The sequence below is a fragment of the Undibacterium sp. YM2 genome, assembly GCF_009937975.1.
Lineage (GTDB): Bacteria > Pseudomonadota > Gammaproteobacteria > Burkholderiales > Burkholderiaceae_D > Undibacterium.
In genome coordinates, this window is the sequence record NZ_AP018441.1 from 3,301,667 (window position 1) to 3,321,286 (window position 19,620).

Sequence of the window (19,620 nt, forward strand, 5' to 3'; positions counted from 1 at the left end):
ATCTCCATAAACCACAACCCCGGAACTAGTCCGGGGTTATCTTGAGTTACAGAGTACGTGCTATCTCTTGTACTTCAAATATTTCAAGCTGATCGCCAACCTGAATCTCGTTGTAGCCTTTCAGTGAAAGACCGCATTCCAGACCGGCTTTGACTTCTTTGGCATCGTCCTTGTAACGCTTGAGCGAATCCAGCTCGCCTGTCCAGGTAACCACGTTGTTGCGCAGCAAACGAACAGAAGAGGTACGTTTGACCATGCCATCGGTAACCAGACAGCCGGCAATCGCGCCAACCTTGCTGACCACGAAAACCTGACGAATCTCGACCATACCTATGATCTGTTCGCGTTTCTCTGGGGCCAACATGCCGGACAGGGCTGCTTTAACTTCATCTACTGCATCGTAAATGATGTTGTAGTAGCGAATGTCAACGCCGTTGGACTCTGCCAATTTACGTGCAGACGCATCAGCACGGGTGTTAAAGCCGATGATGACCGCCTTGGAAGCCACCGCCAGGTTGACGTCGGATTCGGAAATACCACCCACTGCTGCATGCACGACTTGTACACGCACTTCGCTGGTCGACAATTTGACCAGGGATTGCACCAGCGCTTCTTGCGAACCCTGTACGTCGGTCTTGACGATGATAGGCAAGTTCTTGACTTCGCCTTCGCCCATGTTTTCGAACATGTTTTCGAGCTTGGCCGCTTGCTGCTTCGCCAGTTTGACGTCACGGAACTTACCTTGACGGAACAAGGCGATTTCACGCGCTTTGCGCTCATCTGCCATGACCATGACTTCTTCACCAGCGGACGGCACTTCGGTCAGGCCTTGAATCTCTACCGGGATGGACGGACCAGCCTCTGAAATATTCGCACCATTTTCATCCAGCATCGCACGGACACGGCCATAAGAAGAACCAGCCAGTACCACGTCACCACGCTTCAAGGTACCGGACTGCACCAGGATAGTGGCAACGGTACCGCGACCTTTATCCAGACGCGCCTCAACAACCAGGCCTTTGGCAGGTGCATCTATCGGTGCTTTCAGTTCCAGCACTTCGGCTTGCAACAAAACGTTTTCCAGCAGGGAATCTATACCCAGACCAGTTTTTGCCGATACTTGCACGAAAGGTGAATCGCCACCGTATTCCTCAGGCACGACGCTCTCAGCGATCAATTCCTGGGTCACGCGATCTGCATTACCACCTGGTTTATCAATTTTATTGATAGCAACTACCAGAGGCACACCAGCTGCTTTTGCATGGGCAATCGCCTCTTTGGTTTGCGGCATGACACCATCGTCTGCTGCCACCACCAGAATAACAATATCCGTCGCCTTGGCACCACGGGCACGCATCGCGGTAAACGCTTCATGGCCTGGCGTATCAAGGAAAGTGATCATGCCACGCGGTGTTTCTACGTGGTAGGCACCGATATGCTGGGTAATACCACCGGCCTCACCAGATGCGACTTTGGCGCGACGGATGTAATCCAGCAAAGATGTCTTACCATGATCAACGTGACCCATGACAGTGACCACAGGTGCGCGCGGGAAGGATTCATATTCGCCGTGCTCTGTAGCATCCGTCAACATCGCTTCCGGATCATCCAGTTTGGCAGCAAAGGCTTTATGCCCCATTTCTTCGACCAGGATCATTGCTGTTTCCTGATCCAGCACCTGGTTGATCGTGCACATCTGGCCCAATTTCATCAAATGCTTGATGACTTCTGATGCCTTGACCGACATTTTATGCGCCAGCTCTGCAACCGTCAGGGTTTCTGGTACGAATACATCTTTGACGATGGCTTCAACCGGCGCCTGGAAGTTGGATTCACGGTCATCATGATGACTGTTGCGGCGACCTTTAGGACCGCCCTTCCAGCCATCACGACCACCAGAAGTATCACCACGTGTTTTCAGACCGCCGCCACGTTTCTTGGCAGCGTCTTCTTGCCAGGTTGATGACACATTGGCAGATTTGATTGCCTTCTTGTCGCCAACAGCTGGTTTTTTCTCGTCTTTTTTCTCGACTACTGCACCAGGTTTTTTCTCAGCCACTTTTTTATCAGCAGGCTTGTGCAAAGTACCTTCAGCAACCTTGGGAGCCGCCACAGGAGCAGGTTCCGCAGCTTTGGCAGGGCGACGTGCCGCATTCATCATTTCTTTGATTTGCGCAACTTCGTCAGCCACAGCTTTCCTGGCTTTTTCAGTAGCAGCAGCACGCTCAGTTGCTTCTTTGGCGTCAGCGGCGGCTTTTTTCTTCGCTTCTTCTGCTTCGAGACGTTTTTTATCTTCGTCAGCAGCAGCTTGAGCAGTTTGAGCGGCCGGCACAGGTTTTACCTCGGCAGGCTTGGCATCTGCAGGCTTGGCGTTAGCACTCGCATTAAGCGCCTTGGCGGCAGCAGCAGCCTGCTCAGCCTTGACGCGTTCAGCTTCTGCCTTGGCAGCCTCAGCCAGCTCAGCTTCACGCATGGCTTGCGCCTGGGCTTCTTTTTCTGCTTCGAGCTTGGCCAGTCGTTCCTGCTTCTCCAGCAATTCAGCTTCCTGACGTGCGATCAGCTCAGCTTCGCGACGCGCCTCTTCGTCAAGGCGAGCCTGCTCAGCAGCATCTACTACAGGTGCAGTTGTCTGCGCTTCATCTGCGGGAGCATCGTCACGCTTGACGAAAGTACGTTTTTTACGAACTTCAACCTGAATGGTACGAGACTTCCCAGTCGCATCGGCTTGCTTGATCTCGGTCGTTTCCTTACGAGTCAAGGTGATTTTTTTCTTTTCGGTGTCCGCAGAAACGCCATGGGAACGACGCAGATGTTCCAGCAATTTATCTTTGTCTTCCTTTGTCAGCGAATCTGACGTCGAGCTCTTACTGACGCCCGCCGCACGCAATTGCGTGAGCAGCAAATCTGCTGACATCTTTAGCTCGGTGGCAAATTGGGCTACGTTGTTACTCGCCATTCAGTCCTCTTTTTCTATGTGCGCGTTATGAGATTGAAACCCGTGAATTACTTAGCTTCTACGAGTTTCCAGGCTTTGGCTAACAATGCCTTGGCCTGATCATCATATTTAGCGTCGATGAGTTTCATCTCATCATCGGTCACATCTTCAAATGCATCTTTAATTAATTGACGTGCACGGTCTGCAGATAATGCCAAAATCGCGCCAAATTCGTCATAAGCCAATCCAGCGAAAGCCGCCAGGGTCTTGATACCAGCCAAACCCAGCTTGCCTGCAGTTACGCGGGTCATACCTTCGAGGTTGATTAATTCATCTTCCATACCTTCGAGACCTTCTTCAGAAGCAATTGCCTCTGTCAAAAGAGCGTCACGAGCGCGGTTACGCAACTCATTGACAGTGTCTTCATCGAAAGCTTCAATTTCCAGCATTTCGCTGATCGGTACGTAAGCGATTTCTTCCAGGCTGGAGAAACCTTCATCCACCAGGATGTCGGCGACTTCCTGATCTACGTCAAGTTTTTCCATGAACAGGCTGCGGATACCGGCAGTTTCTTGCTCGGCCTTATTCGCAGACTCTTCTGCCGTCATGATGTTGATTTGCCAGCCGGTCAATTCAGCGGCCAGGCGAACGTTTTGGCCACTGCGGCCAATCGCGATTGCCAGGTTTTCTTCATCAACGACGACATCCATGCCGTGCTTTTCTTCATCCACCATGATGGATGAAACATTGGCTGGTGCCAGTGCGCCAATCACGAATTGCGCCGGGTCTTCAGACCACAGCACGATATCAACACGTTCACCACCCAGTTCGCCGGTTACAGCCTGCACGCGTGAACCACGCATACCAACGCAAGTGCCAATAGGATCAATACGTTTGTCGGCGGTGTACACAGCAATTTTTGCACGCACGCCAGGATCACGTGCAGCAGACTTGATCACCAAGGAACCTTGCTCGATTTCCGGCACTTCCAGCTCGAACAACTTCATGATGAATTCTGGCGCTGTACGCGACAAGATAACTTGCGGACCACGTGCATTACGGTCTATGCGCAAAATATAGGCACGGACACGATCACCAACACGCAGATTTTCTTTGGGAATCATCTGATCACGTGGAAGACGGGCTTCAATCTTGCCAGATTCAACCACGGCTTCGCCGCGTTCCATACGCTTGATGGTACCTGTTACCAGGGAATCACCGCGCTCCAGGAAGTCAGCCAGGATCTGTTCACGCTCTGCATCACGGATACGTTGCAAGACGACTTGCTTGGTATCTTGTGCAAAACGACGGCCAAAATCGACCGATTCAATTTCTTCTTCGATGTAATCATCAACCTGAATTTCAGGATCGTCTTCCACTGCTTCAAAATGCAGGATTTCCTGATCTGGCAATTGCAGACCTGCCTCATCCGGCACCACGTGCCAGCGGCGGAAAGACCTGAATTCACCAGTATCGCGGTCGATTTCTACGCGAATATCAACTTCACCGGGAAAACGTTTTTTTGTCGCTTGCGCCAAAGCATGCTCCAGCGATCCGAAAACAACCTCTTCATCGACGTTCTTTTCACGCGCCAGCACATCCACCAATAACAACAAATCACGACTCATGCTTTGCGACTCCTAAAATCCACTTGCGGCACAAGGCGTGCCTTATCCACATCGGCGAGCGTAAACTCCAGCATGGCCGACCCATCTTTTACTTCAAATTCCAGCTTCAGATTTTCACCTTCAGGCTCATGCAAGATACCTTCAAAAGTCTTGCGATTTGGCGTGCCCGGCATGGGCATGCGCAATTTCACATTGGCTTTCTCACCAGCAAAACGCACGTAGTCAGCGATTTTCTTGAGCGGCCTGTCGAGACCGGGAGAAGAAGTCTCCAGGCGACTGTAATTGACGTTTTCCACCGTCAGCACATGCGATAACTGGTGACTGACTTTTTCGCAGTCTTCCACCGTGATATTGCCGCGCTCGAGGTCTTCCGGTAAAAAATCAATATAAACCCTGAACAAGCCGCGCTCGGCCTGCTCAAAATCCACCAGATCATATCCGGTACCGTTGACGGTTTTTTCTATCAAATCCAACAAAGCCAAACTTATTCTCCGAGAAACACACTGACAATTTGCAAACCGGGCGAAACCCGCTACAGGCCTGGCGATCCGGACTATTGAGCGTTGCACCGCAACTTACTCAACACGATATCAATCGCTAAAACCAAAAAAAAATGGGCAACTGCCCATCTTTTTTTGTAGCGCCCTGATTTAGGTTCAAATAAAGGCAAAATCTGCTAACTACAAGATTATAAACGATAAATTACCTCGTCGCAATGGAAAACGAGGTAATTTCAACACGTCGCACCACTGCAAAACGTGTAAAACAACCGAAAAACATTATGCGCCACGTGAGCGCCTGCGCGCTGCAATACCCTGACCTATGGCCTGACCGCTACCACGGGCAGTTGGGCCGCGACGCTGCTGGCCTGCGTCAGGAAAACCCAATGCTGTCTGCAAGGGATCTGGCTGACGGCTACGTTTTTTACCATTGGCGTTGTTGGCATTATTGCCAGCATTGCCGCCGGCTTTATTGCCGTACCCGTTGCCATTGGCGTTACCGCCACGGCCCGCACCGTATTCAGCACGGTCGCCACGACCGCTGGACATAGGAAAACCAACTTGCTTCTGGGTAAAAGGACCATTACCAAAACCTGGAGCCTTATTCCCAAATGGCTTGCCGCCTTTGCCTGGCGTGGCAGGCTTGTCACCACCAGCCTTTTCCAGACCACTCAACTTCAACAGGGCACGGACTGCATCTTCTTCCAGCTCTTCCCAACGACCACGCTTGAGGTTGGCAGGCAAGGTCATGGCGCCATAACGGGTACGGATCAGACGTGAAACCGTCAAACCCACTGCCTCAAACATACGACGCACTTCACGGTTACGGCCCTCACCAATGATGACGCGATACCATTTATTGACACCCTCACCACCACCGTCAGTGATCTTGGAGAATTGCGCCAGACCATCCTCGAGTTCGACACCTGCCAACAGGCGCTGACGCATACCCTCTTCCAGCTCACCGAGGGTACGCACGGCATATTCACGCTCAATACCATAACGTGGATGCATCAGACGGTTGGCCAGATCACCAGATGTGGTGAACAGCAACAAACCTTCCGTGTTGTAATCGAGACGACCTACTGCCAGCCACTTTCCTACTTTCATGGTTGGCAAGCTCTCAAACACGGATGCACGCCCCTCAGGATCATTGGTGCTGACGATCTCGCCAGCAGGCTTGTGATAAATCAGCACGCGCGGAGGTTTTTTACTGACTTTGCGCATAATGGGCTTGCCATTGATGCGGACCTGGTCAGTCGGCAAAATTCTTTGGCCAATATGGGCTGGCTCACCATTCACAGAGACACGGCCAGCAACGATCAGTTCTTCCATGTCGCGGCGCGAACCCAGGCCAGCCTCAGCCAAGACTTTATGCAATTTAGGTGCATCATCATCTGCAGTCAGATCACGGCGCACTGGCTTGCCACGGCCCTTGTCTTTGACATCATCAGCAACACCAGAATCAAATGCCTCGGATGTAACAAAAGAAAACACGTCATCGGCATTATTGCCTGCACCAGGGCGACCACCGCGAGCCTGCTGTTGCGGACGTTTGGATTTATTGGCACCTGCCTGCCCAGCATTTTGACGTGAGCCACGATCATTGCGGTCACCGCGCTCAGTACGTTCACTGCGGTCACCACGATCTGAACGCTCTGCGCGGTCGGCACGCTGGTCGGTGCGCTCTCCGCGATCAGCGCGGACTGGACGTTCAGTTTTTTCGCCGTTTTCAGTTTTTTCACTGCGCACTGTCCGTTCTGCGCGATCTGCCCTTGGCGCACGCTCTGTGCGGGGCGGACGTTCGCCACGTGGTGGACGTTCACTACGCTCGGCTATTTGCTCAGTACGCACAACCGGCTCGGCAACTACAGGAGCTTCAGGCGCGACTACTGCATGCTCTTCGACAACTTCCGCAAGCTTGGCTTTGGCACGGCTGGCACGTGGCGCTGCCCCAGGTTCTTTAGGAGTACGCGGCGCGCGCGGGGCACGCGCTTTTTTAACTGGCGCTTCTGCGACATCATCGGCTGGTGTTGTCACCACTACAGTTGCTACTGCTGCCTCTGCAGCCCCTGCTGATTGCTCTGCATTCGCTTGCTTAGGCTTGGATCGGCTTACACTAGTACGTGGAGTACGCACACCGCGCTTTGCCGGTTTTGCGTCATCACCAGCAGCCGGGCCATTGTCATTTGGGCCCGCACCATCAGCTTGGTCAGCATTTACATCTTCAGGATTCATTGGATTCATTCTTCAGTTCTATTGAAGGCAACTGACTCGCTGCAGCGCCCGATACACTATCCGGTGCCGCAGTATCGGCTACCTGATCACTCAATTGCGTGACAGGTTGAGAATCTCCCCCAACCTCACTTATTTCTTCGATTACTTGTTCGGCTATATCTTCGGTAATTTCTTTTACTATCTCTTCTGAAATTGCTACATTTTCTGCGTCGCTTGCAGCTTCAACGCGCTCTTCAGCGACAATTTCTACTGTCACATCAGTTGCAGGCAATGCATCTGAGGCATGATCCATCGCCACACCTGGCTCGGCGATAATCTCATCCTGCCCATGCAATTCTTGCCTATATGCAACTTCCGCATTCTGTGAGGTTTCAATCTGCTGTTGCTCATCTGGTGCTGCCTGCACCAATGACCCCGGTTCTTCTGCAAGTACCTCCGCAGCATCCGCCGACTCCTGCGCAGCATCAGAAGCATCTTCACCAGGCACATCCACATCCTCAGTTTGCTCTGCCAAAGGCACATCTTCAGCCACAGGCTCAACTTCTGCCGCATCTGCATCAACAGCGGCAAACATGCCGCCATCCAGCGCTGCCAACTCGGGTACAGCCTCTTCTTCTGCATCCCTCTTTACTTGCTGCAAAGGCGGCAACTGATCCAATGAAGACAGGCCCAGGTCATCCAGGAACTGCTTGGTAGTAGCGAACAGGGATGGGCGACCTGGCACATCCCTGTGGCCTATAGTTTCTATCCAGCCACGGTCTTCCAGTGTCTTGATCATCTGCGAAGCCACGGTCACGCCACGGATTTCTTCTATATCACCACGCGTCACTGGCTGACGATAAGCAATAATCGCCAGGGTTTCCAGCGTTGCTCTTGAATACTTTGGTGGCTTTTCCGGGTTCAGTCTGTCTATATAGGCGCGCATTTCCGGTTTACTTTGAAAGCGCCAGCCTGTAGATAAAGCTACCAGTTCTATGCCCTTGTCAGACCAGTCCTGGCGCAAGCCTTCCAGCATCAATTTGATAGTATCTGCGCCGACCACATCACCTTGATCATCCGCATCCTGGAACAGCTTTTTCATCGTATTGACTGTCAGCGGCTCTGGCGCGCATAACAAGGCTGTTTCGAGGACTCGTTTTGCCTCAGCAGTATTCATGCAATATTAAAGTACACGGGTTTATTTAGTTGATGTCATGCAACACGATAACTGATACTCAGTTACCATTTCGCTATTGTTCACATCAGTTTTGTATTAAATTTGTTGCCACCAACCTGGCAGCAACGCCCCTTATGCGGGCGGCTGGGACTGCATGGAGCGCGCAAAGAACTTAGCAGCGCACAATCCCTAAAATTAGTAGACACTGGATTGTAGTCCAGAAATTCACAGACGATCAAAAAATATCGTCAACAAACAATAAAAAAGCCACGCTGATACGTGGCTTTACTCATTATTTCCGTCTGCAAGCGGGGAAATCAAGCGAATTTCCGCATAGATCCCCACTTCTGCACCCAATCTGGAAAGCCAACCACAAGCCTTCCAACAACATCCTGCATACCATTGCAAGGGTGCGAGGGTAGCATGCATTAGGGAAGTTTGCACGGGAAAATCTGGGCAGATTGCATGCGATTCAAGTAAAACAAAGATCAAATTATATTTATATTAACAACACCAAATAAGATTTCATGAAACAATCACCATGTGATTTTCAATCAAACTGATGACAAACTATGTGTTTCATGACCATCTTAAGCACCAGTTCCGACTACGACCTGTCTCTTGCCAACAATGAGCTCATTCAGTTCGTAAAAAAACTACCCGGCATTCCAGAAGAAAAATATCTACGCTTCGAGAATAAATGGTTCCTCGCCTCAAATGCCGGATGCAGTTGCAACTTCAGGCATTTATCTGGCGACAGCATAGAGCTAGGATTTGGCGAACCAGAAGAATGGTTTCAAGAAGATCGCGACACTATTGAAGCAACACATCAAATTGCAGCAAGCATACGCATGCTGATACAGCAAGGAGCCAATGTGGATTGTCTTGATGCATGGGCACATGGACAAAATGATGCAGCAACACTAACCGACGACATCGAAGTCAATCTGGCCGAGGTCAGCGACGCCGCATTCCGTTTTTTTGAAGAATATCGCTTTTCTTTCACAATCAAAGCTTAATCTGACTGGCGCGCATAACTCACCGTCAGCATTTCCCATTGATGACCATCTGGCTGATTCCAGTAAATCATGCTGCCGCCATAATCAGTATTGATCTCCATATCCACAGGCCCGCGTACCGAGCTGCGATAGGGGATGCCCGCCTGCTTGATACGCCCCAGTATTTCATCAAACTTTTGCGGGCTGACGCGAAAACAAAAATGATAAACAGGGAAGTCTTCGTTAGCCTGGATAAAATCCAGTGTCAAGCCCTCATTCACAAATACCGGAGCAAACGGCCCCAAAGCCGTCGGCGCCCAGGGCACACCGAGCAGGTCAGCCAGCAACTTTGCCGAACCCAGCTTGTCATGCGAAGGAACGATAGTGTGATCAAGTTCAATACTCATGGCATTTCTCCTTGCCAGGCCGGGTTCAGGTTTTGTGACAGCATCTTGTATTTTACTTATTTTTTACAGAATTAAAAAAACACGCAAAATTTGGTTAAATTCACAATAAATTGCATTTTTTGCATAAAACATACACTTTGATTTTTCACGTGGACTTCAAGCAAAGATGATGCGTAAAATGCAATTAAATGCATATAAAGCAAGCCCATTCACGCCTGACAACTCAGGCAAAAAACCCCGATATCCAGGAAATAATTGCCAGAAACTTGCCGCACCATTTTTTGAAGTACTGCCTTCAGGAACGACTCGCTTCAGCCGCCGCTCATTGGCAATCGCATCCGACCAGCAGCACAGCCTTTCATGGGACATAAAAAATGTTTATTGCAAATCTCAAAATCGGCCAGCGCCTGTATTCAGGTTTTGGCATAGTTATCTTGATGCTGATTGCTGTTGTACTTATAGGCACCTCACGCCTGACTTTGCTCAACAGCGAAATCAACCTTACCGTCAATGACCGCTATCAAAAAATATATGTACTCAACGACGCCATCAAAAACCTGAATCTGCAAGCCAGGAATTTGCGCAATATCTTGCTCATGAGTGATGAAGCTGAAATAAAAAAAGAAATCGACAGCGTACAACAATCCTCTCAGGCGATTACCGTCGAACTCGACAAACTATCGACCACCATACGCAACCCAAAAGCCAAGGAGTTGCTCAGACTTACCATAGAACAGCGCACGCAATATATTCCCGTCAGAGACAAAATGATACAGCTCGTGACAGACGGCAGCAAAGACGAGGCAAAAGATTTTCTATTCAAAGAAGTTCGCCCCAAACAACTCAGTTACCTGGAAGCCATGGAGTCACTGATCAAGTTTCAAGAGGGATTAATGGCCGAGTCAGCCATAGAAACCAGGACAACAGCAGAATCAGCCACTCAGCTAATGATAGTCACTGGCATACTTGCCGCCATCATCAGTTGCCTTATCGCCTGGTCAATTACACGACGCATAGTCACCCCTATTAACAGCGCAGTAAAAATCGCCAAGACCGTTGCCAGCGGCGATTTGACCAGTGACATTGATGTCACCGGCAAAGATGAAATGGGCTCACTGCTGCGCGCGCTGGCTTTGATGAACAAGAACCTGATAGACATCGTCGAACAGATACGCAATGGCACAGACACTGTCGCTACCGCGTCCACACAAATCGCATCAGGGAATCAGGACCTGTCCGCCCGCACTGAAAAACAGGCAAGTGCACTGGAAGAAACCGCGTCCTCCATGGAAGAACTCACCAGCGCAGTCAAGCAAAACTCCGATAACGCCCTTGAAGCCAATCAGCTCGCACAAAATGCATCCGAAGTCGCCGTCAAAGGCGGTAATGTAGTCACGCGGGTGGTCGATACAATGTCTTCCATCAGTGAATCATCCAGGAAGATTGTTGACATCATCAGCGTCATAGACGGCATCGCCTTCCAGACCAACATCCTGGCACTGAACGCCGCAGTCGAAGCGGCGCGCGCCGGAGAGCAAGGCCGGGGATTTGCCGTGGTTGCTTCAGAAGTGCGCAATCTTGCCCAGCGCTCAGCAACCGCAGCAAAAGAGATCAAGCTCTTGATTGATACATCTGTAGAAAAAGTGAATGCGGGAAGCCAGCTTGTTGATGAAGCCGGCCAGACCATGGGGGAAGTCGTCAGCAGCGTCAGACATGTAACCCATATCATTGCGGAAATCAGCTCTGCCAGTGCAGAACAGACGGCAGGCATAGAACAGATCAACCGGGCCATTGTGGAACTGGATAACACTACCCAGCAAAACTCTGCCCTCGTCGAAGAAATAGCCGCAGCAGCCGAATCACTGCAGGATCAGGCAAGAAAACAAGCTGACGTTGTCAGCATATTTAAAACCAGCAACACCACGCCAACCACTGCCGCCAGGCTGCACAATATTTCCGAACATCCAAAAGCAGCGAGACAAGCGGTTGCACCAACAGTCATTGCATTACCAATGTCTGCATCAGCAAGAGAAAAATAGGCCACGAGTACCAGAAATATCACCAACCAAACTACGCCACAATTCCACGACCACGGCAAACGGGTTTTCACATCACACAAGCAGCAGGTGCGTGACAAGCAAGAAAAGCAAAAAGCCCTTGATCATTTCTGGTCAAGGGCTTGAATACTTGGTTGCGGGGGCAGGATTTGAACCTACGACCTTCGGGTTATGAGCCCGACGAGCTGCCAGACTGCTCCACCCCGCGTCTGAAGAATGAAACTATACATGATTTTGCTGCTCCGCGCAATTCTTTTATAGAATATGGACTTTTTCCGCGCTTTTACAGACAGATGTTACACTCTGCGGATTCGCCAATTTTGACTCTTTTTTACCCATGAAATTCTGCTCTGAATGCGCGTCCCCGGTGGTCTTGCAAATCCCTGTTGATGATACCCGCGAGCGTATTGTCTGCCCGGCTTGCGGCACTATCCATTATCAAAACCCGAAGATGGTGGTGGGTGCTATTCCCGTTTGGGAAGAAGATGGTGTCACCAAGATATTATTATGCAAGCGAGCCATAGAACCGCGTCTGGGCTTTTGGACCCTGCCTGCCGGTTTCATGGAAAATAATGAGACCACGGCTCAAGCAGCGCAGCGTGAAACAGAAGAAGAAGCTGGTGCCAATATCAAATTGCATGAGCTGTTTTCTATCTTGAATGTACCGCATGTACATCAGGTCCACCTGTTTTATCGCGCCACTCTACTGGATCTGAATTACGCCGCTGGAGTCGAGAGCCTGGAAGTAGCACTCTTCTCTGAAGAGCAAATCCCCTGGGATGACATCGCCTTTCCCACCACAGGCCATACGCTGAAGTTTTTCTTTGAAGACCTCGCGAAGGTCAGGGACGGCGGGCGCTTTCACATGCACGAGCATGATATTTTCAAGCCCATGCGGGATGGCTGAAATAACATTGGCCAGGCTAACATCAAAAATGGGCAAATTTTAATTTGCCCATTTTTTTCGATATCACCAACTGGTTTCGCGCTCTGCAGTTGATGAGATTTTGTGGATAGCCAAATCCGCACCTTCAAATTCTTCTTCAGGATCAAGGCGTATGCCTATGAATTTTTTCAGACTGGCGTAGATGATATAGCCGCCGACAAAGGCAATTGCAACGCCCATAATGGTGCCCAGCAATTGCGACATGAAGCTGACGCCACCCAGGCCACCCAGAGATTTCAGTCCAAAGATACCGGCTGCGATACCACCCCAGGCACCACACAGACCATGCAAGGGCCAGACGCCCAGTACATCATCGACCTTCCATTTATTTTGCGTCCAGGTAAACATCCAGACAAAGATCGCACCAGCCATGCCACCAGTGATCAGCGCCCCTAGAGGATGCATAAGGTCAGAACCGGCACACACCGCCACCAGCCCAGCCAGGGGACCATTGTAGGCGAAGCCAGGATCATTCTTGCCGAGGATGAAGGCGACCAGGGTGCCGCCCACCATGGCCATCAGTGAATTCATGGCAACCAGCCCATTCATTTTATCCAGGGTTTGAGCGCTCATGACATTGAAGCCAAACCAGCCCACCGTCAGTATCCAGGCGCCCAGCGCCAGGAAAGGGATGCTGGATGGCGGGTGGGCTGCGATTGCGCCATTCTTCATATAGCGGCCACGGCGTGCGCCCAGTAGCAGCACGGCAGGCAAGGCGACCCAGCCGCCAAAGGCATGCACAACCACAGAACCGGCAAAATCATGAAATTCCTCAGAGAACATTGCCTTCAGCCATGCCTGTATGCCAAAACGCTGGTTCCAGGCTATACCTTCAAAGAAGGGATATAACACACCGACCAGCAAAGCGGTAGCAATCAGTTGCGGGTGAAATTTTGCCCGTTCGGCAATGCCGCCTGAGATAATGGCGGGTATGGCAGCGGCAAAGGTCAGCAAGAAAAAGAACTTGACCATTTCAAAGCCGTTCTTAGCGACCAGCACCTCGGCACCTGAATAAAACTGCACTCCGTAAGCAATGGTATAACCGACAAAAAAGTAGGCGATGGTCGATACGGCAAAATCAACCAGTATCTTGACCAGGGCATTGACCTGGTTTTTCTTGCGCACAGTGCCCAATTCTAAAAACGCAAACCCCGCATGCATTGCTAAAATCATGATTGCGCCAAGCAAGATAAACAAAGCGTCAGCGCTGCTATTTTGTGCATTCATGCAAAATATCTCCCAATTTAAGTGCAAATCCGAATCAAAGATGCACTGATAAAGCAAAATGCATTCCAATTTGGTGCAATTCATAAGTGATTGATTTAATGCGATTTTTAAAACCTGGTTATTTAATGCACAAGTTTGATGCACTGAAATATGGCGTCTTTTTGGTGCAATCCATATTGGGGGCTGCATGATCCCCTGGCTGGAAACTGATAGCGCCTTCCCCCATCCGAGCACCGCACTGACAGACAAAGATGGCGCGGCAGGCTTGCTGGCGGCGGGTGCTGACTTGTCAGCCGGACGCCTGCTGTATGCCTACAAGAATGGCATCTTCCCCTGGTTTTCTGATGGGCAGCCTATCTTGTGGTGGTCAACCGACCCCCGCATGGTCTTGCAAGTGGAGGATTTCAAACTATCCGCAAGTCTGAAAAAGCGCCTGCGCCAGGTCTGCAAAGACCCGCGCTGGGAAGTGCGCTTTGACACTGCCTTCGAAGACGTCATGCGAGCCTGCGCTGCGCCGCGTGGAGAAGAACACGGCACCTGGATTTCTGACGACATCGTCGCGGGTTATTGTGACTTGCACAAGCTCGGTTATGCCCATTCCACCGAAGTCTGGCTGGATGGTGAACTGGTAGGCGGCGCCTACGGCGTTTGCATAGGCCGCATGTTTTATGGCGAATCCATGTTTGCCAGGGTGACAGATGCATCCAAGATAGCGCTGGCACATCTGGTATTTTTCTTGCGTGAACATGGGGTGAAAATGTTAGACTGCCAGCAAGAGACGGCACATTTGGCATCTCTGGGCGCAAAAGCGATCAGCAGAACCGAGTTTTTGCGCTGGGTAGAACATGCCAGTGCCTTGCCCGCGATTAGCAATTGGACCATAGTCAACAAGATCAGCCCGTGACCCAGCTTAACGAACTCCCATTCGCCAGCATACAGTTTTATGCGACGGCACCCTACCCTTGCAGTTATCTGGAAGGCTTGCAGGCGCGTTCGCAAGTGGCCACGCCTGCGCATCTGATTAATGCCGATGCATATTCAGAGCTGGTGAAGAGTGGCTTTCGCCGTAGTGGCATTTTTATTTACCGGCCTCATTGTGATAACTGCCAGGCTTGCACACCTGTTCGTGTGCGCGTCAATGAATTTGAAACCAACCGCAGCCAGCGCCGTGCCTGGAAAAAACATGGCGATCTGCATGCGCGCGTCAGCAGCCTCAGTTATGTGCATGAGCACTATGAGTTGTACCAGCGTTATCAGGGTGAGCGTCACTCTGGCGGCGGCATGGACAATGACAGCCGCGACCAGTATGCGCAGTTCCTGCTGCAAAGCCGGGTGAATACCCGTTTGGTTGAATTCAGGGATGACAACAATATCCTGCGCATGGTCAGCATCATTGATGTACTGACAGATGGCTTGTCGTCGGTATATACCTTCTATGACCCGGATGATGCGACGGCATCGTATGGCACTTACAATGTCTTGTGGCAGATAGAGCAAACGCGCTTGTTAAAGCTGCCCTATGTCTATCTGGGTTACTGGATCGCTGCCAGCCCCAAGATGGCTTACAAAACGAATTTCCGCCCCCTTGATGCCTTGATGCAGGGGCGCTGGCAGACTTTACGGGAGCTCTGACGCTCCTGCCCCGTCTGTCTTTCAAATTTTATTTTCAACTTTTCTTCCCCACCTATTTACATGCCTGCAAAACTTCTTTACTCCCTGATCCGCCCTGCCCTGTTTGCCATGGATCCGGAAAATGCCCATCACCTGACTTTACCTGCTCTGCAGCGCGCCAATCAACTTGGCTTGGGTGGTTTGCTGGGCAATAAACCTGCAGAAGATGTGCGCACAGTCATGGGTGTGCGATTTCCCAATCCGGTAGGTCTTGCTGCTGGCCTGGACAAGGACGGTGCGTATATTGATGGCCTGGCGGCAATCGGTTTTGGTTCCATAGAAATTGGCACGGTCACGCCTCGCGCGCAAGCGGGTAACCCCAAGCCACGCATGTTCCGCCTGCCGCAGGCAGATGCAATTATCAACCGCATGGGTTTTAATAATGGCGGTGTTGATGCCTTTGTCAAAAATGTGCAGGCTTCGCGTTTTTATCAGGACAAACAAGGCGTGCTGGGCCTGAACATAGGCAAGAATGCCGAAACACCAATAGAACGCGCTGCTGAAGATTACCTGCATTGCCTGACCAAGGTGTATCCCTATGCCAGTTATGTGACAGTGAATATATCTTCCCCCAACACCAAGAACCTGCGCCAGTTGCAAGGTGCGACCGAACTTGATGCCTTGCTGTCACAACTGAAGGAAGCGCAGCAAAAACTGGCGGATGAACATAAGCGTTATGTACCTGTTGCCCTGAAGATCGCTCCAGATATCGACGCAGAACAGATCAAGACCATAGCTGAAGCCCTGCTGCGTCACAAGATAGATGGAGTGATTGCGACCAATACCACCATCACCCGCGATGCCGTGCAAGGCTTGCCACACGCAGAAGAAACGGGCGGCCTGTCTGGCAAACCCGTGTTTGAATTATCCAACCGCGTGATCCGCGCCCTGAAGGCAGAACTGGGCGATGAGTTACCCATCATCGGTGTCGGCGGGATTTTTTCCGGTGCCGATGCTGTGGCTAAAATGCAGGCTGGAGCAGCGCTGGTACAAGTGTATTCTGGCCTGATTTATCAAGGCCCGGCATTAGTCAAAGATTGCGCAGATGCCTTGCGCGGACATAAATAATTTACCCCTATCATCATGAAGAAAATTTTACTTGGCAATAGCCAGTTGAATGTATCCACCATCTGCCTGGGCACCATGACTTTTGGTGAGCAAAACACCGAAGCAGAAGCGCACGAACAGCTTGATTATGCGCTGGAACGCGGTATTAATTTTATCGATACGGCGGAGATGTACCCGGTCATGCCGCGTGCCGCTACACAAGGCAAGACCGAGCAATACATAGGTAGCTGGATCAAAAAATCTGGCAAGCGTAATGAGATCGTACTGGCGACTAAAGTGGCTGGCCCCTCACGCGGCATGGGCTGGATACGCAATGGCGAAAATGATTTGAATGAAAAGAATATTCGTGCCGCCATAGAAACCAGCTTGCAACGCCTGCAAACAGACTACATCGACCTCTACCAATTACACTGGCCCAGCCGCAATGCCCCCATCTTTGGACAAAAACAATTTGATCCAGCGCTGGAAAGACCCTGTACAGATATCGCCGAAACAGTGGCGGTATTGAATGCCCTCGTTAAGGAAGGCAAGATACGCGCTTTTGGCGCATCGAATGAAACATCCTGGGGTGTCAGTGAGTTTATCAAGCAGGCAGAACTGCAAGGCGCAGCGAACATCGCCAGCATACAAAATGCCTACAACCTGGTGAATCGTTCATTTGAACAGGGTCTGGATGAAACCTGCTTCCGTGAAAATGTCGGTTTGCTGGCGTATAGCCCGCTGGCGTTCGGACAGCTTACCGCCAAATATACTGACGATGCCAAGGCCCATGGCCGCCTGACAATATTCCCGCCAACCTGGAGCCCACGCTACATGCGTGCCAGCGTATTTGAAGCCAGCAAACGTTATGCGGCTCTGGCGCGTGAACATGGATTGACGCCAGCACAACTGGCACTGGCCTGGTGTTATTCGCGCAGCTTTGTCGCCAGTACCATCATAGGTGCGACTAATGTGACACAGTTGAAGGAGAATATTGATGCGCTGGATGTAAGGCTCAGTGACGAAGTCATGGCAGGCATCAACCGTATTCACGAAGAGCTGAACAACCCGGGTCAGTAATATTATCGTGGTGGAACGTCGGCAAAATAATAACTCCGGCAAAAAGTTTTCAACAGGCATAAAATACAAGCGCAATTGCAACAAATGCCTATTGATCCTTTTACCGGAGAACCGAGATGTCCCAATTGCGTATTAATATTATCAAATCCCTCATCTGCTTTTTTGCCATCTCTGCGTTGCTGATTGTTTTTCTGCGCAGCCTGGTTCCAAATATTTCCCCATTACGTGTATTCCCTTATATTGCGCTGGGCATTTTTGTATTTGCCTTTGCGCTATACCTGACTATCATCATCAGGGGTGGTTTTAATCAGTGGAGTATCAATAAGGGAGCTATTGATCCTGCATGGCTGTGGTTTGCTGCAAACCCACCGGGGCTGGATTCCATCACCAACAACAATACCCCAGCAGCAATGTCACAAGATGCCATTGATACCAGCTCAGCTACAAGTATCGCTTGCAGTATTGACATGGCAAGCTCTTGCCAGACATCAAGTATGGACAGCGGGAGCAATTAGCAAATTTCCGTATGGGCTGGTACGCGTGACGCGTGAATAAGCACCACGCGCCATTCTGCACTCCCATGTTTATGATTATTTTTGCGGCCTGACTGGCAGCGGCACATTGCACAGGTCTATATACCCTGCTGGCACTTTATACCAGTCACCGCCGCGGTTTCTTTGTGCATCGATAATTGATTTGAAAGTTGCAGTGTCAGTGCGGATGATTTCCAGCTTGCTGCGCTCTGCCTCTGGCACATCGGCTGCTATTTTCATGCTCTTTATCGGCGTGCGCTCTTCGGCTTTCTCATAAAAACCCAGAGGTCCGGTTCCGCGAGGCAAGGTCGTCAGCAATTCCATACCCTGCATGACACGGCCCACGACAGTGATGTTCCTGTCCAACTGTCTTGGTGCGTGACCAGTAACGACATACAGGGAAGTGCCATCACCACTATTGGCATCAGTACCACGGGCAACGCCGACAGTCGCGTAGCAATGTGCGAGCCATGCAGCGCCTGACCTGGGGTCTCGCCCTGCTGGAAAACCATTGGCATGCCCTACTTGCGGCGCATAGCCATCGACATCCGGTAATCGGGTAAATGGCAAGTTGGCTGGATATTTGACAGTGAATTCGCCTGTAAGCTTGCGCTTGGCTGTTTTTACTTCCCGTTTCTCATCCGGGTCTGCCCATTGCGCGACATAGTTTTCTTGAGAACGCACAATAGCCAGGCCGTCAAAATAGCCTTCGCGTACCAGTGCCTTGATATTTTGTGCATGATTGGGGGCAAAATTTGGTGCCAGCTCTATGATGACACGGCCTTTGTCCAGATTCAGGTACAGCGTATTTTCAGGATCAAGCGGCCTCCAGTCAGTGGCCTTGGAATCTTTAAGGATATCACCAAGATTCAGTTTGGATGCCTGCACTGCCTTGACTGGCGGGTTCTTGGCTTTAGCTGGTGCAGCTTGTACGGTAGCAGACAAGCACAGGCCTGCGACCAGGCAAGTTATCAAGGATTTTCCAGCGGGCACAGCAACAAAACGTAAAGACATTATTCGACTCCGGTAAAGTGCACAAAGAAACAGAGGACCATTGCCGCTCAGGCAAGAAGGGGTGACCTTACGCGAATGAATTAATTTTGTCCATATACCCCCAATATATCTAACTAGCTACTTGGCTTATTATTTGGGTCAAATATGCTATTTCCTGGCTCTTCTCATTGTAATATTGCAAAA

General features: G+C 50.7%; 16 protein-coding genes and 1 tRNA gene. 8 read left to right on the forward strand and 9 right to left on the reverse strand.

From position 1 onward, the window contains the following. Nucleotides 1–46 precede the first annotated feature (46 nt). From infB to scpB, 5 genes are all read right to left on the reverse strand, one after another. A complete protein-coding gene (infB, locus tag UNDYM_RS14895) occupies nt 47–2,956 on the reverse strand; it encodes a translation initiation factor IF-2 (protein WP_162041734.1) in 2,910 nt (969 codons plus the stop codon). Between the two features lie 47 nt (nt 2,957–3,003). After that, on the reverse strand, nt 3,004–4,563 hold the full coding sequence (nusA, locus tag UNDYM_RS14900) for a transcription termination factor NusA (RefSeq protein WP_162041735.1): 1,560 nt from the start codon (nt 4,561–4,563) through the stop codon (nt 3,004–3,006). Further along, the gene (rimP, locus tag UNDYM_RS14905; protein ID WP_162041736.1) at nt 4,560–5,045 is read right to left on the reverse strand and encodes a ribosome maturation factor RimP; all 486 of its coding nucleotides are present in this window, start codon (nt 5,043–5,045) and stop codon (nt 4,560–4,562) included. The genes nusA and rimP overlap by 4 nt, the downstream gene beginning before the upstream one ends. A 297-nt stretch (nt 5,046–5,342) precedes the next feature. Further along, complete coding sequence (locus UNDYM_RS14910) at nt 5,343–7,301, reverse strand: pseudouridine synthase (protein ID WP_162041737.1); 1,959 nt, start codon at nt 7,299–7,301, stop codon at nt 5,343–5,345. Next, the gene (scpB, locus tag UNDYM_RS14915) at nt 7,291–8,382 is read right to left on the reverse strand and encodes an SMC-Scp complex subunit ScpB (RefSeq protein WP_370529327.1); all 1,092 of its coding nucleotides are present in this window, start codon (nt 8,380–8,382) and stop codon (nt 7,291–7,293) included. Before scpB ends, UNDYM_RS14910 begins: the two co-directional genes overlap by 11 nt. Before the next feature lie 656 nt (nt 8,383–9,038). Between scpB and UNDYM_RS14920 the strand changes: the two genes are divergently transcribed. Then, nucleotides 9,039–9,476 (forward strand): hypothetical protein, encoded by a 438-nt coding sequence (locus tag UNDYM_RS14920; RefSeq protein ID WP_162041739.1) that lies wholly within the window; start codon nt 9,039–9,041, stop codon nt 9,474–9,476. On the opposite strand, the gene UNDYM_RS14925 is transcribed toward UNDYM_RS14920, so the two are convergent. Next, the gene (locus UNDYM_RS14925; RefSeq protein ID WP_162041740.1) at nt 9,473–9,862 is read right to left on the reverse strand and encodes a VOC family protein; all 390 of its coding nucleotides are present in this window, start codon (nt 9,860–9,862) and stop codon (nt 9,473–9,475) included. The two genes, UNDYM_RS14920 and UNDYM_RS14925, sit on opposite strands and share 4 nt — an antisense overlap. Before the next feature lie 374 nt (nt 9,863–10,236). Here UNDYM_RS14925 and UNDYM_RS31235 point away from each other — a divergent pair, with 374 nt between their 5' ends. After that, nucleotides 10,237–11,901, forward strand: a complete 1,665-nt coding sequence (locus UNDYM_RS31235) for a methyl-accepting chemotaxis protein (RefSeq protein WP_162041741.1) — start codon at nt 10,237–10,239, stop codon at nt 11,899–11,901. Nucleotides 11,902–12,050: 149 nt separating this feature from the next. Here the strand turns inward: UNDYM_RS31235 and UNDYM_RS14935 are convergent. Continuing rightward, nucleotides 12,051–12,127 (reverse strand) — tRNA-Met (locus UNDYM_RS14935). A 129-nt stretch (nt 12,128–12,256) separates the two neighbouring features. Here UNDYM_RS14935 and UNDYM_RS14940 point away from each other — a divergent pair. Next, the gene (locus UNDYM_RS14940) at nt 12,257–12,826 is read left to right on the forward strand and encodes an NUDIX hydrolase (protein WP_162041742.1); all 570 of its coding nucleotides are present in this window, start codon (nt 12,257–12,259) and stop codon (nt 12,824–12,826) included. 63 nt (nt 12,827–12,889) lie between these two features. On the opposite strand, the gene UNDYM_RS14945 is transcribed toward UNDYM_RS14940, so the two are convergent. Next, nucleotides 12,890–14,092 (reverse strand): ammonium transporter, encoded by a 1,203-nt coding sequence (locus UNDYM_RS14945; RefSeq protein WP_162041743.1) that lies wholly within the window; start codon nt 14,090–14,092, stop codon nt 12,890–12,892. Between the two features lie 187 nt (nt 14,093–14,279). Between UNDYM_RS14945 and aat the strand changes: the two genes are divergently transcribed. The 5 genes from aat (at nt 14,280) to UNDYM_RS14970 (ending at nt 18,405) form a co-directional block, all read left to right on the forward strand. After that, on the forward strand, nt 14,280–14,996 hold the full coding sequence (gene aat / locus UNDYM_RS14950) for a leucyl/phenylalanyl-tRNA--protein transferase (protein ID WP_162041744.1): 717 nt from the start codon (nt 14,280–14,282) through the stop codon (nt 14,994–14,996). Next, on the forward strand, nt 14,993–15,724 hold the full coding sequence (locus UNDYM_RS14955; RefSeq protein WP_162041745.1) for an arginyltransferase: 732 nt from the start codon (nt 14,993–14,995) through the stop codon (nt 15,722–15,724). Before aat ends, UNDYM_RS14955 begins: the two co-directional genes overlap by 4 nt. Before the next feature lie 60 nt (nt 15,725–15,784). Continuing rightward, complete coding sequence (locus tag UNDYM_RS14960; RefSeq protein ID WP_162041746.1) at nt 15,785–16,831, forward strand: quinone-dependent dihydroorotate dehydrogenase; 1,047 nt, start codon at nt 15,785–15,787, stop codon at nt 16,829–16,831. Between the two features lie 15 nt (nt 16,832–16,846). Then, nucleotides 16,847–17,890: an aldo/keto reductase gene (locus tag UNDYM_RS14965; protein ID WP_162041747.1), complete on the forward strand. Its 1,044-nt coding sequence runs from the start codon at nt 16,847–16,849 to the stop codon at nt 17,888–17,890. 116 nt (nt 17,891–18,006) lie between these two features. Next, nucleotides 18,007–18,405, forward strand: coding sequence for a hypothetical protein (locus UNDYM_RS14970; RefSeq protein ID WP_162041748.1), 399 nt, complete (start codon nt 18,007–18,009; stop codon nt 18,403–18,405). Nucleotides 18,406–18,480: 75 nt separating this feature from the next. Here UNDYM_RS14970 and UNDYM_RS14975 read toward each other — a convergent pair whose 3' ends face one another. Continuing rightward, nucleotides 18,481–19,437 (reverse strand): peptidylprolyl isomerase, encoded by a 957-nt coding sequence (locus UNDYM_RS14975; RefSeq protein WP_162041749.1) that lies wholly within the window; start codon nt 19,435–19,437, stop codon nt 18,481–18,483. Between the last annotated feature and the right edge of the window lie 183 nt (nt 19,438–19,620).